Here is an 18,312-nt window from a genome sequence, read left to right on the forward strand (position 1 = left end):
GCTGGCCAAAGCCTTAGCGTAGGATTTCGCCCCCTCCCGCAAACGACCCCGGGTTCCCCCGTCCCCGACCACGAGCAGCTGCCAGGGCCGCTTCTGTGGCAGTATTCCGGGATTGGTGCTGCTGTCGGGACTGTCCTTCATGACGATGACCCTTTCTCCGGAACGTCTTCGATGCCCTGCTGCTTTCTGAGCAGGGCCTCATAATGCTCCACGGACATGATGACGAAACGCGGCTTGTGGTGCCTGGTGAGGACTACAGGTGCAACGGCGGCCGCTTCGAAAAGATCGCTGGCATTGCGGGTCACGGCGCTCGCTGGAAACGCTTTCATGGAGCATGATCCAGATATGACGGATTATCTGGGATATACAGGAAACCCGTATTTCCTGCCAGAAAGTCGGGAAAAGGAGACCTGAACGGACGAACAGGGAATGGCCAGCCCATCAATCTTTGACAAGGCCCGCAGAGCGCCCTGGGAGGCCACACAAAGCGCAATTCCCGTTATTACCAACTCCAATAGCCACCACACACAATAACGCCTGTACGGCCATCCTGTGGCGTCTGGTGGGCATGCTGCGACACGTGAGCTGCTGAATGATCGTCTGAACACCGGCGCGTCTTGAGCAGATTACGGTTTTGCCCGGTTCTTCTGGTGTTGCAGGCGTCGGGCGAGCGCGGAGCGGGAGCCCNNCCAAAGGCGCCGACGCGGGGGAGGAAGGTCTTGGTGGAGAGACGATGCGGGAATGCATCGTCAGATTATGATTTCGCGNTCGTAGGCGTGTCCGTTTAGCGCAGCCCTGAAAGGGCGAGCAGGGGGATGCCGGGTGGGAGATCGCGCGAAGCGCGATCGGGGCGGCCGTAGGCCGCGAGCCGGCGGGGGCGTAGCCCCCAAGAGGCGGTGCTTGGAGGCAATTTGACTGGAAATTTTCGAAGTTTGTGCGTTATCCACAGATCAGATGGTCAAAGAGGGTGTTAAATAGGTGTTAGATTCTGTGTTAAGCGATTCTAGTATCCATCTAATACATTGATATAAAATCGGAATTTCTGGATTTTTCTCCGGTTTGGTATTTAAAACCCCGAATCTCGGTATTTAAAACCCCGAATCTCGGTATTTAAAACCCCGAATCTCGGTTTTCGGTATTTAAAACCCCGAATCACTTGACGCAGGTATGTAAAACCCCGAACTTGAGCTATGGTATCTGAAACCCCGAATCTGCCTGTTGTTCATGAGGCCCTCCTGCCGGAGCGTCATCCGCAGCATGACTTATTCATCTGCGACGTGGCAGATGCCGTGCTTAAGGACGTGATGCCGCAAATGGAGCATCCGTTCTATTCCTTGTCGAAAAAACCTGAGACTTCAGTTCGTCGCTATGAACATAACGGGCAATGGCTGGAAATCACGCCAAGCGTGAAGGGCCTTGCTACAATCTACGATAAAGATATTCTGATCTACTGTATTTCGCAGATCATGGCGAAACTAAAGGCCGGGGAAAAAGTATCGCAACGGGTGCGGATCAGCAGCCGGGACTTACTCATCTTCACCAATCGCGGTACGGCAGGTAAAGACTACAAAGCCCTTATCGAAGCCCTCGACCGCCTTGAAGGCACACGTATCCGCACTAACATTGTCACAGGCGACGAAGAACAGGTGGACGGTTTTGGCCTGATCGACGCTTCATCCATCCGCCGCAAACTTGGCCTCGACGGTCGCCTATTGCATTGCGAGATCAAGCTGTCGGATTGGGTCTTTAACGCAATTAAGAGCAATGATGTTCTGACACTGCATCGTGATTATTTCCGGCTACGCAAACCGCTGGAACGACGTGTTTATGAACTTGCCCGCAAACATTGCGGTCAGCAAGCGGCATGGAAAGCCTCTCTTGAGATCCTACTGAAAAAATCAGGCTCTCAAAGCCCAGAAAAATTGTTCCGACAGATGATAAAGAACCTCGCTGCAAGCGATCATCTACCGGATTACCGTGTCGAATTCGATCCTCAGAAAGACATGGTAACATTCATCAATCGCGGCACAATGAAAGCTGCCGAACCAGCAGCCGAGGCTTGGATGGGTGCGCTCGACCCTGACATTTACGGGGACGCTCGGAACATCGCGCCAGGGTGGGATGTGCATCATCTCGAAAGAGAATGGCGCATGTGGCTGGGTGATAACGAGATCGCTCCGAAGAACCCTGAGCGGCATTTCATCAAATTCTGCGAGACGTGGTTTGCTAAGCGTGGTCAACCCTGATTGTACAAATATACAAGCATAATCTATCTAAATAGATAATCAGCGTTCTCCAAAAGGATGACGACCGTGCTTACGCATCAAGTCATCAATGGCCTCCCCGATCAAACCCTGAATAGTTGTATCGGTATCAAGCGCAAGTTGATGTAGTCCCTTGCTAACTGCTGGAGAAAAATACCCCACCACAGCCCGCTTACCTTCTCTCGGATTACGTGGGCGAGCTTTCTCTACCACCGTTTGCGCTGTCGGTTCCACAACCGATGGCGCGACCGTCTTTTTGAGACCAGCAAACCGACTCATGCCGTATGTCCTTAACTTAGAAAATTTCTAACGTGTTTTTGTGTCATCTTGTTTGTGTGATGGCATGTTAACTTGATCACACACCCAATTCCACAACAGTGCTATATCAGCAGCAGCCTTGCTTTTTGGCTCCGCTTCCTGCGCGGTACGACCGGAACCAACGCTATGATGAAAAACTGCACGCTCCGGCAAAACAACAGGAGCAACAGGGATACCAAACTGCGCCACAACCTCGGCCGCCTCCTTATAAACTTGGGGCGCACGAGGAGGACCCGCAGTAAAAATCACGAAGGCAGGCTTACCACTGGCTCTCACAAGTTCCGCCGTTGTTCTAACAGCGTCCATATCGAAAGCACGTGGTCTGCACGGAATTAACAAGAAATCAGCGATGCGACACGCCTCACGCGCCATAATATCGGCATGTGGTGGGGTATCTATTATCGATAGTTCTGCGCCCAGTTCGGACGCTTGTTCCAGCTTTCTTGATAACAAGGCGTGAGCCGCACAATCCACTACATCAGGCTCGACATCCCCCCGCCACGCTTTCCATGAACTTGCAGTCGCCTGTGGATCGGTATCGAGGATCAGAGAAACGTATCCAGCGGCACTGGCACTAGTAGCCAAGTGCAGGGCAAGCGTCGTCTTCCCAGCGCCTCCCTTCTGACTAATGATCGCGATTGTTTTCATGCCACCATGTTTCCGTGTTAACACATTAACTAATTACCATGTTATTTTGATAACTCAATATCTTCCTCAAAAAAAACCGACGATTTAATCGAACCAAACATTTCTCATGTCTCAGATCGATGCCGTTAGCGCCTATAGAATGCTATCATGTTTTTGTGTTAACATATAAACATGACGATGTGTTATCTTTCCCTTTGCACAATGGCAGCAACAGTGTTCTTGCTGATTCCCAGATCGCGGGCGATCCACCGATAACTCCGCTTTTCCGCCACCAGCGCCAGAACCTTCGGAGCCAGACGGTCAGACTTCGGCCGCTCTCCTTTCTGTCGGCCGAGAACCTTCCCGCGTGCCCTGGCAGCTGCCAGACCAGACTTCACCCGCTCGCTAATCAGATCCCGTTCGAACTCAGCAATCCCGGCCAGAACCGTCGCCAGCATTCGTCCATGTGGTGTCGCCAGGTCGAACGTCATCCCTGTTATGGCGATCAGGGAAACACGATAACTCTCCAGCTCCTGAAGCGTGGAGATGAGATCAATGGTCGAGCGCCCCCAGCGGGACAGCTCCGTCACCAGAATGGCATCAATTTCACGGGCCTGGGCCAATGCCATGACCTTTCGACGCTCGGCCCGATCCACCCGGACGCCAGAGCCGGTCTCCATGAAAACGTCCAGCACTTCATAGCCCGCGCGTTCAGCAAACCGCTTCAGTTCGTCCTTCTGGCGCGCGCAGGACTGATCGGCCGTGGAAACCCGGCAATAGATGACCGCGCGTTGTCCCATTTGAACCCTTCCGGAAAAACCACCATGCAACCCTTGATACACCGTGGCTCCAGTTTGTCCCAATATGACTATAGACTATTTGGGTCAACCTAATTTGAATGGAAGAAATGGGGGGGAAAACGGAATGTCGGTTTTGGGGCAGCACGACTAACCAACCAGACAACGTCGATCCCACGACAACCAAACTGCAAATCTACCGGCATGGTCGCCAGCAACGACGTCAAGAATGCCTAAAGGCCTCAGGGCTCATTCGCGGCGCCAACCATTTCTAATATTTGCGGTAGGGCGTCGGCTCTTTAGATTTCATCGGGTCCAGGCTGCGCTTCTCAGCCCGATCCAAATGGTGTTGACGCGTGTTAGCCGCATTGTCGAGCGACCGTTCGATCCGCGACGTCAGTGTGCCCCAGGATTCATAAGGCGGCGGGAAGCGCGTCTCGAGATCGAACTCGCGGACACATGCCAAGCCCAACTGGAGACTCTTCTCTGCGGCGTGCATGAGCACATTGAAGATGTTGACGGCAAGCTGACCCTCCCGCTCCCACCAGTCGTCGACGTGCCTGGAGATCTCGTTTAACGAGTCATAGTAGCGGACAAGGGCAATAGCCTTCTCGCCGGGGAGATCGCGCACCTGTGGCGCGCTCGGATAGAGCGTCGGCAAGTAAGGTCGGAAGTCCGCCTGCAGGTCGTTGGTCTTCAAGCCATTGACCGACGATTCACACATGAAATTCACCACCGCGCGGTCGAGGATGTACTGAGCCCGTTCGATCGTGCGTTGTAGCTCTGGAGCAAGCGCGGCGATAGCGCTGGTCTCTTTTTCCGCCTTATCCTCCGCATCTGTGCGGCGCTTGTTCAGTTCGGTGATCCAGGCGCCTAGGAGCGCTCCGCCTGCGCCAAACAGGGAACCTGCTAGCGGCGTGACGTTCAGCCAGAGGGCTATACCCCCGCCGCAGAACAGGCCGATCGAGACGGCCATGTGCGGGTTTTCTTTGATGTAGCTCGAGACGCGTTTGGGCCTGAACCCTGTGAACTGCTTGCCTAGATCCGCCTTTGCGCTCATCTCGTGCTTTCAATCCATCATAGCGTACATATTGTCAGAATATGGCGTGTCGTGGTCGAAGTAAGTCTGAAACATTCCGGCTGATAACTTTGGTGCAGTGCGCCGCAAGCCTGTCCCGCCGAATCTCGCCAAGCAACCGACAACACGTCTATGCTACAACGAAACCAACTCGGCGAGCTTGGCTGCGACAGTTGCCATTGTATCTTCTGCTGTGTTCAGTCCGCTCCGTGAGCCGAGTAATGGGCTCACGTCACGGAGAGCTTCATACGTCGTTCCGTGTACGATCGGGACGAGCAGGTCACGTGCTAGGAGCGCCGAAAGCTCCTTGTCGGCGATACCCTCCCCTTGGACGCGGCGCAGCAGAGAAGGGGTCACCAGCACGATTCCGACACGCGACTTCGCCAGACCTTTATCGATTTCACGGAGCAACGTCGAGCCGAGCAGCACATCCTTCTCGCTGAACCAGACCGAAACACCCGCCGCCTCAAGCAGATCGTGAAGCTCCTTGGCGGCCTCTTTACGATCATCCCATGCATGACAAAGGAAAACGTCCCGAAGCTCGGGCACGGACGCTCGCCTCTCGACGTTCTCACGGACCGGCGTGAGCGTGCGCACCTGCTCCGGAGTGTAAATAATGGTTGAACTTGCTCGGGACCAGCGCGGCTTGGTGCTACTTTTAGATCCGCTACTACTCCGGCCGCCCCCCACGCTATTCGACGAGGTGTAGGACGGGAGCGAGTATGACGGCCCCCCGAAACTGCTGTAACCGCCATAGCCTCTGGAGCGACCCCAACTACCACGACATGCAGGACAGGCCGCCGCGGCGCTGGATGAGCGATGTCCCTCCACCGGAGCTGTGCATCTTGCCATGTTCTAGACCTTACGGAATTTGTCGGGACCGGGGCTGACATTGCGCACGCGAGCGACGTGCACGGTTGCGTCCGGGTAGCGTTGCTTCACTTCGTTGATAACAGCACCCTGGGTAGGGGCAGTGACCACAGCGCGTTGGCCGTGTTCGTGCTTGGCGCCGAAGCCACCGTTGGAGCGGGGTTCGATGAAGATCTTGTCTTTGGACATGGCGAAACTTCCTTATCGGGTTGACGTAGTTACGTTCCGTACTGCTATCTTGACGATATCGTCACTCTAATGGGTCGCACAGAGGAAAGACCCGCATTTGATCAAAATTACGCTTAAGACATATTTACTATACGGAGTCGTCATGACCGAGTCAAGTTCGGACTCAATCTTCGCCGTTCGTCTTCGCGAGGCGAGGGAACGCCAAGGCATGAATCAGGCCGAACTCGCCCAACGAGCGGAAATGCAGCCGTCGGCCATCGCCCATTTTGAAGCCAATCGGCGCAAGCCTTCATTCGAAAACGTGCGGCGGCTGGCGAAGGCGCTCGATGTCTCGTCCGACTATCTCATGGGTTTTAAGGCGATGACGGCGTTCCGAAACGAGGAAAAACTCACCAAGGGCGATCGCGACTACGTTCAGGGGCTGATCGACAAATTGGCTGGGGAAGGCAAAAAATAATGGCCGACTTCCGTCTGCAAATGGCGACTCAAGCGGGTGAGAAAGTCGCCCGCGACGAGGGGTTCACGTCTCTTCCGGTGAAGCCACTGATCATCGCGGAGCGCAAAGAATTGCACGTTGAGAAAAAGCCTCCAGGGATGAAGGGCGTCTCCGGGGCGCTTATCTTCATGGAACCAAAGCCTCTGCTCATTTACTCCTCAGAGCACCAGAATGTCGGCTTTGAAAATTTTAGTATCGCCCATGAACTGGGCCATTACTGCTTACCCAACCATCCCGAACAAATTATGCAGAGTGGTGGGCAGCACTTCTCGAAGGCTGGCTTCAGCGAAGGTGCACGTTCCATCGAGCTTGAGGCCGACCATTTCGCGGCCGGACTGCTCATGCCGGACTTCCTCGTGCGCAAGCTCATCGAAGAGTCCGAGGTCGGCCTTCAGGGCATCCGCGAACTGGCGGGTTCAGCGGAGGTCTCAATAACTGCAGCCGCGATCCGCCTCGCGCAGTGCGCTCGTTTCCCGATTTGTGTCATTGTCAGCGAAGGCACCGCAGTGCGCTACGCCTTTCGCTCGGAGAGCTTCAAGGATCTCGGGGAGAACATCTACTTGCCGAAGGGAGCCCGGCTGCCTAGATCTTCGACGACAGCCCGTTTCAACGCGCTCGCTAGTAATGTGGCTGCGGGCCGCCAGGCGACAGGTGAGTGTCGCCTTCGCGACTGGTTCGACACCGACCGAAACCCTGCCCTCGATGAACAGGTCATCGGGCTGGGGTCTTACGGCTTCACGCTCACAGTTCTGTCTTCAGACAAACTCTCCGTCGATTTCGACCCGGATGAGGACGACGAAGATGCCACACTTGAGGAGAGCTGGAAGCCGAAGTTCGCTAGGGGGCGTTAGCGAGCCTGCAATCGTCAGCGGTCCTAAAACGGTTGCTCTGAACATCGCCTGATGGTGGAACTATTATGTCGGCTATATGGGAACAAGGACGGCAACCTGAGCGGCTGACATGTAGGCGTAAGCCGACATCATATGCCATTATGCTTTTACCAAACCAGCCGTCTTTGGATCATAAATTAAACCGTCAATACTTTCATCTGATATTTTATCCACTATTTGAGACACGATATTTATCGGAACCAGAAACCATTCTTTCGGCTGCACTGGATGCCCGAACCGATCCTGAATCGTCAGATCAATCTGTGCTGGAGCCAAAACCCTATGAAAGATCTTCTCCAGCTTCGTGCGATTGATGTTGAAGAGCTTGTAGGTCGTCACGACCTCCACATCAGCCAGCAGATAGGTCGCATCATGCCTGGCGTTGGCGATCCGCTTTTTCACATCGCCTCCCGTCACACCGATCTTGTGAATCAGGTTACGATGCTGCGCGATATACGGGTTATCTGACAGACTTCTCAGCACATAGATCGTGCCACTTTCCAGATCATCCGGCTCCACGGTTGTCCCGAACAAAGGCCCGACAGTCGGATCTGTAATCCGACGGCCAGCCTCATCCTTATAGAGCGCCCGCTGGAGCGACCTCAGAAGGACATCGCTTTCGGTCCCGTTGTCGTAGATAACCCGCAGACGGCTGTCTCTGCGACCGTACTCCGTCTCGAACTCTTCCCCGACATGCGCGACGTAAACCATCTGCCCTTTCAGGATAAAGAATTCTCCCTGCCGAATACCGGCTTCCTGCCCAAAGGGACGTGTTTCCCGCACGCCGGATTTCAGATCCTCCTGCACCTGAGCGAACAAAGGCCGGAAGGTTTCAAAATCCTTGCAGGGTTCGCGGCTGGCAATTTCTTCCGCTGCCCGCACTTCTGCGCGTGATTTCACATGCTTCAGGACAGTAATGGAATCAGCCGCTGGCTCGGCCTCAATCCCCAGTTCAGCCAGAAGCGCATCATCGTCCAGCGTATCGGGATCAGGATTCTCAGCGTCCGTCCCGGAAGCACTCAGAAGCCCATGCGGATCGCGCTGTGCCAGCAATGACCGGCATTTTTCCAAAGCCTGGATCCGATCCAGACGCACGGCATAAAGCCGTTCAAAGATATCCCTGTCTTCTCCATGCGCAGGCGCATGCCCGTGTTCCTCATAGAAACGGCAGATATCCTCAAACCCGGCAATAATCCGCTCTTCCTCGGCGGTCAGCGCAGCCTTCTTTTTGACCTCAAGCGAGACACCAAGTTCGGCCAGAAGCTCTTCATCACTTAGTTCAGCCATTCGCCCGTTCCTCTGCCATCTTACGCGCCAGAACCGCCACACCTTCTGCCATCTTACGTTCCCACGCATCGGGAGATGTCAGCTCTGGAAGGCGTCCCCTCTCCTTTTTGAACAGAAGGGCGCGCTTCGCCAGGTCCCTTGCCTCTTCAATCGTCAGAGCAATATGACGACCGGCAATGACCTCCTGAACCTGTTTGAGGGTCTCTGCATTCATGCTCCTGGCCAGGATCTTGTAGGCTTCCTCAAACGGATTGATCGCATCAATCAGGTCAATATCCAGATCACGGACATTCATGGCAATCTTCCGCATCCCCTCAATCAGGGCTGTATTGCCACCAATCTTCTCCTCTCCCCCGGCTGCCTGCGTGACCTCTTCCGCTGCTTTCTGTCCCTTCTGGGTCAGATTGAATGCCGCCACGGCATGCTGGCGCACGGCCTCCTGATCCTCATCAGAGAGCTCGGGATACCGATCCCGAATGATTTTCCCCAGCCTGACCTGTGTCAGCTCCTGAGGAGCCGTCTCCTCGTCAAACAGACCATGCTCCAGAGACGGCTTGTCCTGTACGAAGGAGGCCACAACTTCGTTCAGGTCTTCCCGGCAGATCCGCTGCGCTTCCGGACTTTTGGGGGAAACCAGCCCCTTGATCTCCATATGGAACTGGCCGGTCTGCTCATTGAACCCGACATTCGTGCCGTTTGGCTTGTAGCCTTCTTCCCCATAGTCATAGCCATCCAGAGGCGCACTTTCTGCGGTCTTCGGCGTAAACTCGAAACGCGGGGTCAGCACCTGTTCCATCAGCAGGCTGGCGGCAATGGCCTTGAGCATGTCATTGACCGCATCCGTCACTTTTTCCTGTGACGCATCCGGTTCGGCAATCAGGTTGATGAATTCGGCCCGCGTCTTTCCAGGCGCATCGCGAGTGGCGCGGCCAATGATCTGAATGATTTCGGTCAGGCTGGAGCGGTATCCGACCGTCAGCGCCTGCTCACACCATATCCAGTCAAATCCTTCCTTGGCCATCCCCAGTGCAATGATGATGTCCACATGATCGCGGTTGTTCTTCTGCGCCGGATCCTTCAGGGCGGACACAACCTTGTTGCGCCGCACAGGCTCATCTTCCACCAGATCGGCAATACGCAGCACCTGGCCATCGGCACGACGCACCAGATGAAAGCCCGTTTCTTCATCTTCTCCTTCCCAGTCTCCCAGGACGGACAGGATATGCTCGACTTCCTTGTGCTTCTGGGTCGTGCTTTCGCGTGAATTGACATTGGGAATATGCACGATCGTTTTGCGCGTGCCGTCCAGCACCCGGTCAATCGCATCCAGATAGGAGCCGGTATAGAAATAATATCCCAGATCCAGCTCTTTCAGATACTGGTACCCGTTCAGCTGCTGATAGTAGGTGTAGGTGACTGTCTCGAATTTCCCTTCATCTTCCGGGGACAGCACAGCAACGGCATCTCCACGGAAATAGGAGCCGGTCATGGCAATAATGTGCGTTTCCCCACAGGCAATCAGCTGATTGAGATAATATCCCAGCCTGTTTTTCGGGTCTGCGCTGACATGGTGGAATTCATCAACCGCCACCAGACACCCATCGAAGGCTGCGATACCCAGTTCTTCCGCAGCGAACCGGAACGTCGCGTGGGTGCAGACAAGAATCTGATCTTCACTCTTCAGAAACTCACCAACAGCTTTGACCTTGGACCGTGCGACCTGTCCTTCATCTGAACCAGGAGCGTTGCACAGATTCCACTTCGGCTGGACAATCCAGTCTGCCCAGAAGCCGAATTTGCTCAGCGGTTCGCTCATAAAGCTGCCCCCGATCGAGCGTTCCGGCACGACAATCAGGGCTTTTTTCACGCCCTGATGCGCCAGCTTGTCGAGAGCAACAAACATCAGGGCACGGGATTTACCAGAAGCGGGCGGTGACTTGATGAGAAGATACTGCTCGCCACGTTTCTCATAAACTGCTTCCTGCATGGGACGCATGCCCAGTTCATTGGTTCTGGCAGACTGACCTGTCTGGCCGGTACGCAGAGAAACAGCGGGAATAACCGGATTGATCGTCATAGCTCAGGCAGCGTCCTTCGTCTTTTTCGTCTTGCCGCCCTTCTTGGCGATCATCTTGCTGTAAAGGTCGAACAGCTTTTCCAGACGCTCCGTATCATTGCGGAAACGCCGACCGATATAGATCCGCTCCAGCACCTCATCATTGCGGTCATGGGCAGCCCGCAAATTGTCTGGCATCTTGTCAGGATCATACAGATCGGCAATTGTGGCTGGGAAATGTGCCTCACGCGCCAAAAGTATATCCTCGGCACAACGGGTCAAATCAGCACGGTTCTTTTCTGTCAAAGCCGGAACAGGAAAGGTGTTCCAGCCCAAAGTATTAGAGTATGAAAAATCCGTACGCATACGGACGCAAACTGTACCAATCCACACCCAATGAAGGCGAGAGGCAATCAGCGCCATATTCCAAATAGATACGTCGTAAAGGCCAAATACTTTCTCTTGAACAATACAATTTGCGCCAAGCATACCAACGGGAAGGAATGGCCTATTCTCCGAACTCACTTTTGGTATGACAATTATATGATCAGTGGCCGCGATTTGTTCTCTAAATTTATATGGTGTGTTGGCAAGCTTTTGCGCTGACTTGTCCTGTTTAGCTGCTCGCCGCGCAACTGCCACATCATGAACTCTCGAAGCAATTTGCGGTATCGTCAGAGCTTCGGATACCTCGTTGTCTTGAATCCAGAGGCATGAACGTGGCGAGGCTGAGATGAATTCCTTGGAACCATAGAGTGGCCGGATATATCTCGACGCCGCTGGGTTTCCCTCAATAATTGATCTAGCCTCGTCATTCGAGAATATCAGTGCCGTGCCATAGTATGGATGATTGCCTACTTGCATCTCGGAAACATCAGCTAACGGTTTTGTTCTGGCCTCAATTTCCACGTTTACACCAGACACTAGATAGGCATTGATATGCATTGTCTCCTGCCGGATCGTTTTCCCGTCTGCTCCATTAGAAAAGAGAATTTTGGAGCACTCTGAAACAGGAGCAATCCCAATGATAGCGACCGTCACACCTGCATTATGAGCCGCCAGATTGGCCCATTTGAACGATGTATGGGCAAAATTGATCTCATAACCCTGAGAAAATATTAGAGGCCAGAGAATGGGAACCTGCCGTCCCTGACAGATGGAATTCGTGCTTACAAATGCGCTGGAAGAACCCGTTTTCTGGCCATAATCCGCAGCCTTCATGAACCAGCCCGCAACATAATCCAGAGACTTCCAAGATTTCGTACGCTGCCCGAAAATCTGCTCCAGATCCGCTTTCTGTTCAGCCGATTGCCATTGACTACCCTTATACGGGGGATTGCCACAGATATAGGTTTCAGAACCCTCCTGAGGCGGACAAACATCAAACCAGTCCTGCTCCAGGGCATTCCCGCAAATGATATGCCCCGTATCCTTCAGGGGCAGCACATTCAGGCGGGCCTGTTTCTGGTCGATATGGATTTCGTCACTCTGGAACTCAGCAATCAGAAGCGACAGGCGCGCGATTTCTACCGCAAAATCACGGATCTCGATGCCATAGAAATTGGCCAGAGGGATGACGGATTTCCGTTCCGCCCGCTCTATCTTCAGCCGGTCATCAATCTCGCTCTGAATGTCCCGCATGTCCTTATAGGCAATCACCAGGAAATTGCCCGATCCACAGGCTGGATCGAATACCCGAATGCCGGACAGACGCTCTTTCAAGGCATGCAGCTTCTGGGTATTCTGGCCTGCCTTTTCCAGTTCCTCACGCAGGCCATCCAGAAACAGCGGATTCAGCACTTTGCGAATGTTGGGCACGCTGGTGTAGTGCATCCCCAGCGCACCGCGCTCCCCTTCATCGGCCACAGCCTGGATCATGGATCCGAAGATATCCGGGTTAATCTGCGCCCAGTTCAACTCCCCTGCACGCAGAAGATAGGTGCGAGCCAGTTTGCTGAATTTCGGGCAGTCCGTTGCTCCAGAAAACAGGTTTCCGTTTACATACGGGAAATCCCTGGCCCAGGATTTGACCCCGCCCTTTTCGCGATCGTCATTGCGCGTATCCAGATCCATCGTCCGGAACAGCTCGGCCATGACCTCATGCGTCTGATCCGTGGCCCCTTCCGTCATGGTCTGGATGGTTCTGGTAAACAGATTGTTCAGGAAGATCCCGGTATCCTCGGCAAAAAAGCAGAAAATGAGACGCGCCATGAAATGATTCATGTCGTGACGGCGTTCTTCCGTTGCCCAGTCGGAGTTTTCCTTCAGAAGTTCGACATAAAGACGGTTCAGGCGTGACGTAGCCTTAACGTCGATCGGGTTGTTCTTGATCTTCTGAACGGTGGTAATGCCCGCCAGGGGCAGGAAAAACCCGAACCGATCAGCCAGATGCGTGAACACATCTGTAATGTGCTCATCTTCCGTGCGGTCTTCCGCCTCAAACGTCACTCCATCCGTGGCCAACAGAAACCGTGCCTTGGCCGACTGGGTTTTGGGGCTTTCCCTCAGCAGGTTCAGGGTCTGGGCAACATGCCCCTCAGGACAAACGGCCAGATGGATGTTGTTGCGCTGGAGCACCGCTCCAGAAACGTCCGAGCGGTTATCCTTACGGAGCCGCTTGATCGTGACATCGCGGTTTCCGAACGCTTGCAGGAATTCGAATGGAAATTCCCCGGGATTAAAAGGTGCCTCGGCAATCCGGGAGACAGCTTCTTCAATCTCAACGGGATTCATGCGTAAAATTCCATACGTTCGAAAAACAGATCATACATTTCATGCGCCACCGGACACCTCCAGGAAGAGGCGGACCAGAGGTGCGTTGATATAATAATTGCTCCGCCCTGAGCGGTGCTTGGACAGCAAGCCTTTCTCTGAGAGCTGGTCGAGATATTTCCCTGCCGTCTGACGGGCGATACTCAGGTCCGCCTGAACATACTCGATTTTCGTGTAGGGATGCCGGAACAGGTTGTTCAGCAACTCCTGGCTGTAAATTTTGGGCAGTTCCGTGCGCATCCGCTGCTTCATGGTGGCCATCTGCGCCCGCATGCCTTCAATCAGCTCCAGGGTGATCCTGGATGTCTCAGCCACGGCACGCAGCATGTAGAGAATCCACGCTTCCCATGCGCCTTCATCCCGCACCTTCTGCAACAGATGATAATACTCATCCTTGTGGCGGGTGATGTAGCGCGACAAATAGAGGATCGGGATATCCAGGAGGCCAGTCCGGGTCAGATACAACACGTTCAGGATCCGCCCGACACGGCCATTCCCATCCGGGAACGGGTGGATGCTCTCAAACTGATGGTGGATCAGGGCCATCTTGATAAGCGGATCCAGATCACAGCGCCCGTCATCATTCACGAACCGCTCCAGATCCGACATATGCCGGATAATCTCCCGCCCATCCTGCGGCGGCACAAAGACTACTTCCCCAGTGCGCTCGTTCTTCAGGGCCGTTCCCGGGGTGTTTCGAAACCCATCTCCCCGCTTCTTGAGCCTCTGGAAAATCGCGATCAGCCCCTTGTTCAGGATCAACCCATCGGTTTCCTTCAGCTGCTGAAACCCAAGATGAAGGGCATCGCGGTACAGGGCGACTTCCTTGGCCGCCACTGAGTCCGGCCCCTCAGGAAACAGATCCGCCTGGAAAAGTTCATCCTGGGTGGTGACGATATTCTCGATTTCCGAGGACGCCTTGGCTTCCTGAAAAGCCAGCGTATCAATCAGGATCCCCTGATTGGGAATGGTTGCCGCCCGACCCTTCAGTTCCGCCAGAGCCTTATTGGCCTCGACCAACGCCCTGAGAACCGGAACCGTTTCTATCTCCGCCTGAGGCGGCAAAGGCCGAATAAGGTAGGTTGGCGTTAACATGACATCCTGACGTGGTAGCAATGTGCGTTTTTTCTAACACGTCAGGATGATCCGTCAAAGAAATCCAGTTTCTTTGACATGTCATATTCTGCTGTCGGCTTTTATCCCTCAAAACTATTCCTGTTGTGCCGGAATGGTGATGACACAGGATTTCTGAGTTTTTTCCTGACCCGAGGCCACTTTCTGGCAAGCTGCAATCCTGTCTCTGTTGGCCTCAACCAACTGGCTGTCCTCACGTACACGTTGCCAGCCTTCAGGATTGCTGACCGCCATCATCATGGCCCCAGAGTTCCAGCGATCTTTCTCCCCGACAATAAAGGATGCCACCCGCGTCCCGATAGAAGAAGGCAGGAGATACGCCAGCACAGGCGATAACCCGATCCCTACAACAAGACAGGCAAGACCCACCCCTAACAGCCACCAGTTCTGACGATCCTGCTGACGGGACTGACCAATGATATTGGCAAGAACCCGACGTTCCCCCTGAACCTCACCTATCGCTTTCTGAAACGCTGCCTGCATCTCCTGACTGGCAGAAAGCCCCGCCTGACGTATCCCCTGCCCATACGCCTGGGGCGTCATCTTCAGCGTCGGATTGGCCTCGATCGCCTCCATTCGCGCACCAACTGCATTCATGGCCTTCACGACACGGGCCAGATCCTCCGTGTAATCTGGCGGCCGGTTGTCCCGCCATGCCTGCGGCAACGCTTCCACACTGCGCCGGAGCACCGTCATTTCGGCGCACAGATCCTCAAAGGCACGGGCTGCCGGATCCGTCTCGCTCATGATGGAAAGCCCCCCTCATCCAGATTCAGTTTTCCGGCACGTCCAGACGATCATCATCCTGGCCAGCCTCTTGCGTTCCGGCCCTTTCCTGCTTCCCGAAAAGCAGCCGCCTTCGCCCGTCTTCCATTGCCAGGAGCGTAAGCCTGTTGGGCCGACTGTCTGAAGCCGCGTTCTGAATAGTCCGTCGCAATCTTTCCGCATTACGCGGACTACTCAGAAGATGTGCTGTCTCCTGACAAATGGCTTGTTCTTTTTCCTGCACAACATACCTCCCCCGGTAGCCTGCCCCCCCGATCAGGCAGCCCGTTCCAGCCCCAGATGTGTCACAAACGGATCAAAGTCCCGGTCACTGTAAAGGAGCCGATACCCGCTTACGATGCATCGTGTGGCAATCAGGGTATCAATGGTCTGCCGGATGGTGATGCCTCTGGCGCGCAGGTCACGAAAATATCGTGCCGCCTCGATCATGACATCACGTCCCCCGATCTCGACTAGGTCCAGGGCACCAAGCATCCGCCGTGCCTTGTTGAAATCCCGCTCACTCGCAAATCCCTGGAGAACTTCCGTCATCATCAGATCCCCAATGGCGACAGGTTCTTCTCCCAGAAGCCGGTCCAGAACATCAACCTGGGGCGTCACCGTACCCCGGAAGAAATCGATCCAGACCGAGGAATCCACCAGAATCATGCGTCAGAACGCATGGCATCAAGATCACCCTGCCAGTCGAGCTTTCCCCGCAAGGTACGGAGTTCCCGCTGCTGCTTCAGCCTGATCAGCGTCCGCAACCCGAGTTCGACCGCTTCCTTCTTGGTTTTGACGCCAGACGCCTTCAGCGCATCAGCCATGAGGGCATCGTCAATGATGATGTTTGTTCGCATGATGTGTATCTCCAATAGAAATAATACACATTAAATCATCCGCTCTCAAGCATGCCGCAGGACATCAGGTCTCCTCCCACGGATTGAGAACCCGCACACCGGCCGCCTCGAAAGGAGACACGTCGCGGCTGGCCACGACATAACCTCGGGATGCAGCGGTGGCAGCAATATAGCCATCTGCCTTGCCAATTGCGCGGCCCTCTGATCTGGCCCGCACCATCAGTTCGGCATAGGCCTGAGACGCCGCCAGATCGAACGACAGGACACGCCCCGCGAACAGGGGCAATACCTCCTGTTCCAGCCGCTCATGCAGTACAGAACGCCGCCGACCAGACGGCATCGCCCCGATCCCGAAACGCAGTTCCGCCACCGTGACGGCAGACAGAAAAAGCGTCTCGATCGCCTGTCCATCGATCCAGGCCAGAACACGCGGCTCCGGGACGGACTTCCACGGCTCCGAGATCACATTGGTATCGAGCAGGATCATTCGAAGGACATCGGCTCGGCCGGGGTCTGATCGCGGGTCTGCAAGGCCGCAATATCCTGATCACACACACCGGCCTCCCGACCGATGGACGCCAGAAGCGATCCCAGCCGGACCCGCTGCGGCGGCCGGACGGCCGCTTCCAGAATGGTCCGGATCTCTGCTTCCGTACTGCGCCCATGCAGCATGGCCTGCGCCTTCAGCGCCCGATGCGTCTCTTCCGGAAGATTGCGAATAACCACAGAGGACATGGCAGAACTCCTAATTTCCAAGAGTGATATCATAAATATAATTCCGATATCATTCCAGAAAAACCCGACATCCCCTCATCCAGATTCAGTTTTCCGGCACGTCCAGACGATCATCGTCCCTGATCTGCCCCCTTGTTCCGATCCGCTCCAGAAGAGCTTTCGCACGGGCAGGCGTGGTCCGTGTCGCCCGTGCGGAAAAATACCGTTCCGCTTCTGCCTGCCCACCCAGCCGGGCCGCAACAGCCGTCGCAACAAAAAGGTTCATGCTGACACCTGAAAGCGCCGCCTGACGCGTTGCGGCTTCCCGCATATCTTCCGGAAGCCGAAGCTGGATTTTACTGCTACTCATCCTCTCATCCTTCGCAAAAGAACACCTGGCCGCACTGCTGGAATACCGAACCGTGATACGGCCCGCTGCATGTCTTTCAGATTGAACGTGGCGATCGCATCCGCATTCCCGTTGATCGCTGTCTCAACCACAAGTTCATCATCACCATGCGCACCTGTCGGTCGCCACCTGTAATCAAAAGAAACCGGCACGCAACACCCTGCAAGTCCATCAAGAACCTCCAGAACTTCATCTCCCTGAACGCCCATTCGAAAAAGATTTTCAGAGCGACGCAACACCGCCTCGTATTCGACCAGGAGGGTCGTGGAGAGCAGCAGACTGAAATTCCCATCCAAGGCCCCCAGCAAAAGCTGCCGGGACGCTCCATCCGGTGACATAAATCCCGAAAGAACAACATCCGTATCAAGAACAACACGCATAGTGACACCATATATGACGTCACTGGTTAACGTAAATCAAAATCTCCTACATCCCCATATCCATATCCCGCGACCTGGAGCGCGACAGCGAGCGCGTGCGCTGCGGCTGCAATCCGTGATCGAGCGTCGATCCCTTCCGGACACCCAGTTCATGCCCCTTCTGCCGCAGGAGGGATTCAAGCTGCGCGTCCCGCTTCAGCTCCTTGAGCGCCACACCCTGCTGCTCGCGGCTCAGCCCGTCCCATGCCTTCACGAACCGCGCCGCCCGCAACTCGGGGGAATGCCGCACCTTGTCCTCATGCTCCAGCCCCTCGACCAGCCTGCGCGCCCGTGCCGGCCCCTCCAGCCCGTAAAGGGCCTGCCGGATCTCCGGCTCATGCTTCACGGCGGTTTCCAGAGCGATCAC

General features: G+C 54.9%; 21 protein-coding genes and 1 pseudogene. 3 read left to right on the top strand and 19 right to left on the bottom strand.

All coding sequences use genetic code 11. The features are described 5' to 3' along the window. Positions 1-137: 137 nt before the first annotated feature. On the bottom strand, positions 138-329 hold the full coding sequence (locus NJLHNGOC_RS14595) for a type II toxin-antitoxin system Phd/YefM family antitoxin (RefSeq protein WP_113597015.1): 192 nt from the start codon (positions 327-329) through the stop codon (positions 138-140). Positions 330-1,190: 861 nt separating this feature from the next. On the opposite strand from NJLHNGOC_RS14595, the gene NJLHNGOC_RS14600 reads away from it, so the two are divergent. Then, positions 1,191-2,246, top strand: coding sequence for a replication initiator protein A (locus tag NJLHNGOC_RS14600; protein ID WP_113597016.1), 1,056 nt, complete (start codon positions 1,191-1,193; stop codon positions 2,244-2,246). Between the two features lie 39 nt (positions 2,247-2,285). On the opposite strand, the gene NJLHNGOC_RS14605 is transcribed toward NJLHNGOC_RS14600, so the two are convergent. From NJLHNGOC_RS14605 to NJLHNGOC_RS14630, 6 genes are all read right to left on the bottom strand, one after another. After that, the gene (locus NJLHNGOC_RS14605) at positions 2,286-2,543 is read right to left on the bottom strand and encodes a ribbon-helix-helix domain-containing protein (protein ID WP_019089435.1); all 258 of its coding nucleotides are present in this window, start codon (positions 2,541-2,543) and stop codon (positions 2,286-2,288) included. Between the two features lie 27 nt (positions 2,544-2,570). After that, complete coding sequence (gene parA, locus NJLHNGOC_RS14610; protein WP_113597017.1) at positions 2,571-3,230, bottom strand: ParA family partition ATPase; 660 nt, start codon at positions 3,228-3,230, stop codon at positions 2,571-2,573. A 182-nt stretch (positions 3,231-3,412) separates the two neighbouring features. Further along, positions 3,413-4,009: a recombinase family protein gene (locus tag NJLHNGOC_RS14615; protein WP_113597018.1), complete on the bottom strand. Its 597-nt coding sequence runs from the start codon at positions 4,007-4,009 to the stop codon at positions 3,413-3,415. A gap of 268 nt (positions 4,010-4,277) precedes the next feature. After that, on the bottom strand, positions 4,278-5,066 hold the full coding sequence (locus tag NJLHNGOC_RS14620; protein ID WP_113597019.1) for a hypothetical protein: 789 nt from the start codon (positions 5,064-5,066) through the stop codon (positions 4,278-4,280). A gap of 153 nt (positions 5,067-5,219) precedes the next feature. Further along, positions 5,220-5,681 carry a toll/interleukin-1 receptor domain-containing protein gene (locus NJLHNGOC_RS16450; RefSeq protein ID WP_239021562.1) on the bottom strand — a complete coding sequence of 154 codons (462 nt, stop codon included), beginning with the start codon at positions 5,679-5,681 and terminating at the stop codon, positions 5,220-5,222. A gap of 258 nt (positions 5,682-5,939) precedes the next feature. Further along, complete coding sequence (locus NJLHNGOC_RS14630; RefSeq protein WP_113597021.1) at positions 5,940-6,143, bottom strand: hypothetical protein; 204 nt, start codon at positions 6,141-6,143, stop codon at positions 5,940-5,942. A gap of 142 nt (positions 6,144-6,285) precedes the next feature. Between NJLHNGOC_RS14630 and NJLHNGOC_RS14635 the strand changes: the two genes are divergently transcribed. Together NJLHNGOC_RS14635 and NJLHNGOC_RS14640 are read left to right on the top strand one after the other, a co-directional pair. After that, positions 6,286-6,600, top strand: a complete 315-nt coding sequence (locus NJLHNGOC_RS14635) for a helix-turn-helix domain-containing protein (protein WP_113597030.1) — start codon at positions 6,286-6,288, stop codon at positions 6,598-6,600. Then, entirely contained in the window at positions 6,600-7,490 is an 891-nt protein-coding gene (locus NJLHNGOC_RS14640) for an ImmA/IrrE family metallo-endopeptidase (protein ID WP_113597022.1), read from the top strand. The genes NJLHNGOC_RS14635 and NJLHNGOC_RS14640 overlap by 1 nt, the downstream gene beginning before the upstream one ends. A gap of 138 nt (positions 7,491-7,628) precedes the next feature. On the opposite strand, the gene NJLHNGOC_RS14645 is transcribed toward NJLHNGOC_RS14640, so the two are convergent. From NJLHNGOC_RS14645 to NJLHNGOC_RS16455, 12 genes and pseudogenes are all read right to left on the bottom strand, one after another. Then, on the bottom strand, positions 7,629-8,816 hold the full coding sequence (locus NJLHNGOC_RS14645) for a GIY-YIG nuclease family protein (protein WP_113597023.1): 1,188 nt from the start codon (positions 8,814-8,816) through the stop codon (positions 7,629-7,631). Next, positions 8,809-10,893, bottom strand: a complete 2,085-nt coding sequence (locus NJLHNGOC_RS14650; protein WP_113597024.1) for a DEAD/DEAH box helicase — start codon at positions 10,891-10,893, stop codon at positions 8,809-8,811. The genes NJLHNGOC_RS14645 and NJLHNGOC_RS14650 overlap by 8 nt, the downstream gene beginning before the upstream one ends. Positions 10,894-10,896: 3 nt before the next feature. Further along, on the bottom strand, positions 10,897-13,605 hold the full coding sequence (locus NJLHNGOC_RS14655; RefSeq protein WP_113597025.1) for a class I SAM-dependent DNA methyltransferase: 2,709 nt from the start codon (positions 13,603-13,605) through the stop codon (positions 10,897-10,899). Between the two features lie 39 nt (positions 13,606-13,644). Beyond that, positions 13,645-14,739, bottom strand: a complete 1,095-nt coding sequence (locus NJLHNGOC_RS14660) for a Fic family protein (protein ID WP_113597026.1) — start codon at positions 14,737-14,739, stop codon at positions 13,645-13,647. 114 nt (positions 14,740-14,853) lie between these two features. Then, positions 14,854-15,525, bottom strand: a complete 672-nt coding sequence (locus NJLHNGOC_RS14665; RefSeq protein WP_113597027.1) for a DUF6118 family protein — start codon at positions 15,523-15,525, stop codon at positions 14,854-14,856. A gap of 294 nt (positions 15,526-15,819) precedes the next feature. After that, positions 15,820-16,212, bottom strand: coding sequence for a type II toxin-antitoxin system VapC family toxin (gene vapC, locus NJLHNGOC_RS14670; RefSeq protein WP_113597028.1), 393 nt, complete (start codon positions 16,210-16,212; stop codon positions 15,820-15,822). Then, a complete protein-coding gene (locus tag NJLHNGOC_RS14675) occupies positions 16,209-16,403 on the bottom strand; it encodes a type II toxin-antitoxin system VapB family antitoxin (RefSeq protein ID WP_070404323.1) in 195 nt (64 codons plus the stop codon). Before NJLHNGOC_RS14675 ends, vapC begins: the two co-directional genes overlap by 4 nt. Positions 16,404-16,467: 64 nt before the next feature. Then, positions 16,468-16,890, bottom strand: coding sequence for a type II toxin-antitoxin system VapC family toxin (locus NJLHNGOC_RS14680; RefSeq protein WP_113597029.1), 423 nt, complete (start codon positions 16,888-16,890; stop codon positions 16,468-16,470). After that, entirely contained in the window at positions 16,887-17,138 is a 252-nt protein-coding gene (locus tag NJLHNGOC_RS14685; RefSeq protein ID WP_010512463.1) for a FitA-like ribbon-helix-helix domain-containing protein, read from the bottom strand. The genes NJLHNGOC_RS14680 and NJLHNGOC_RS14685 overlap by 4 nt, the downstream gene beginning before the upstream one ends. 85 nt (positions 17,139-17,223) lie before the next feature. After that, positions 17,224-17,487, bottom strand: coding sequence for a toxin-antitoxin system HicB family antitoxin (locus NJLHNGOC_RS14690; RefSeq protein ID WP_041250516.1), 264 nt, complete (start codon positions 17,485-17,487; stop codon positions 17,224-17,226). After that, complete coding sequence (locus tag NJLHNGOC_RS14695) at positions 17,484-17,906, bottom strand: putative toxin-antitoxin system toxin component, PIN family (RefSeq protein WP_007396294.1); 423 nt, start codon at positions 17,904-17,906, stop codon at positions 17,484-17,486. Before NJLHNGOC_RS14695 ends, NJLHNGOC_RS14690 begins: the two co-directional genes overlap by 4 nt. Positions 17,907-17,952: 46 nt before the next feature. Then, positions 17,953-18,312, bottom strand: a pseudogene (locus NJLHNGOC_RS16455) (Ti-type conjugative transfer relaxase TraA); the annotation flags it as partial.

This window comes from Novacetimonas cocois (genome assembly GCF_003311635.1).
Lineage (GTDB): Bacteria > Pseudomonadota > Alphaproteobacteria > Acetobacterales > Acetobacteraceae > Novacetimonas > Novacetimonas cocois.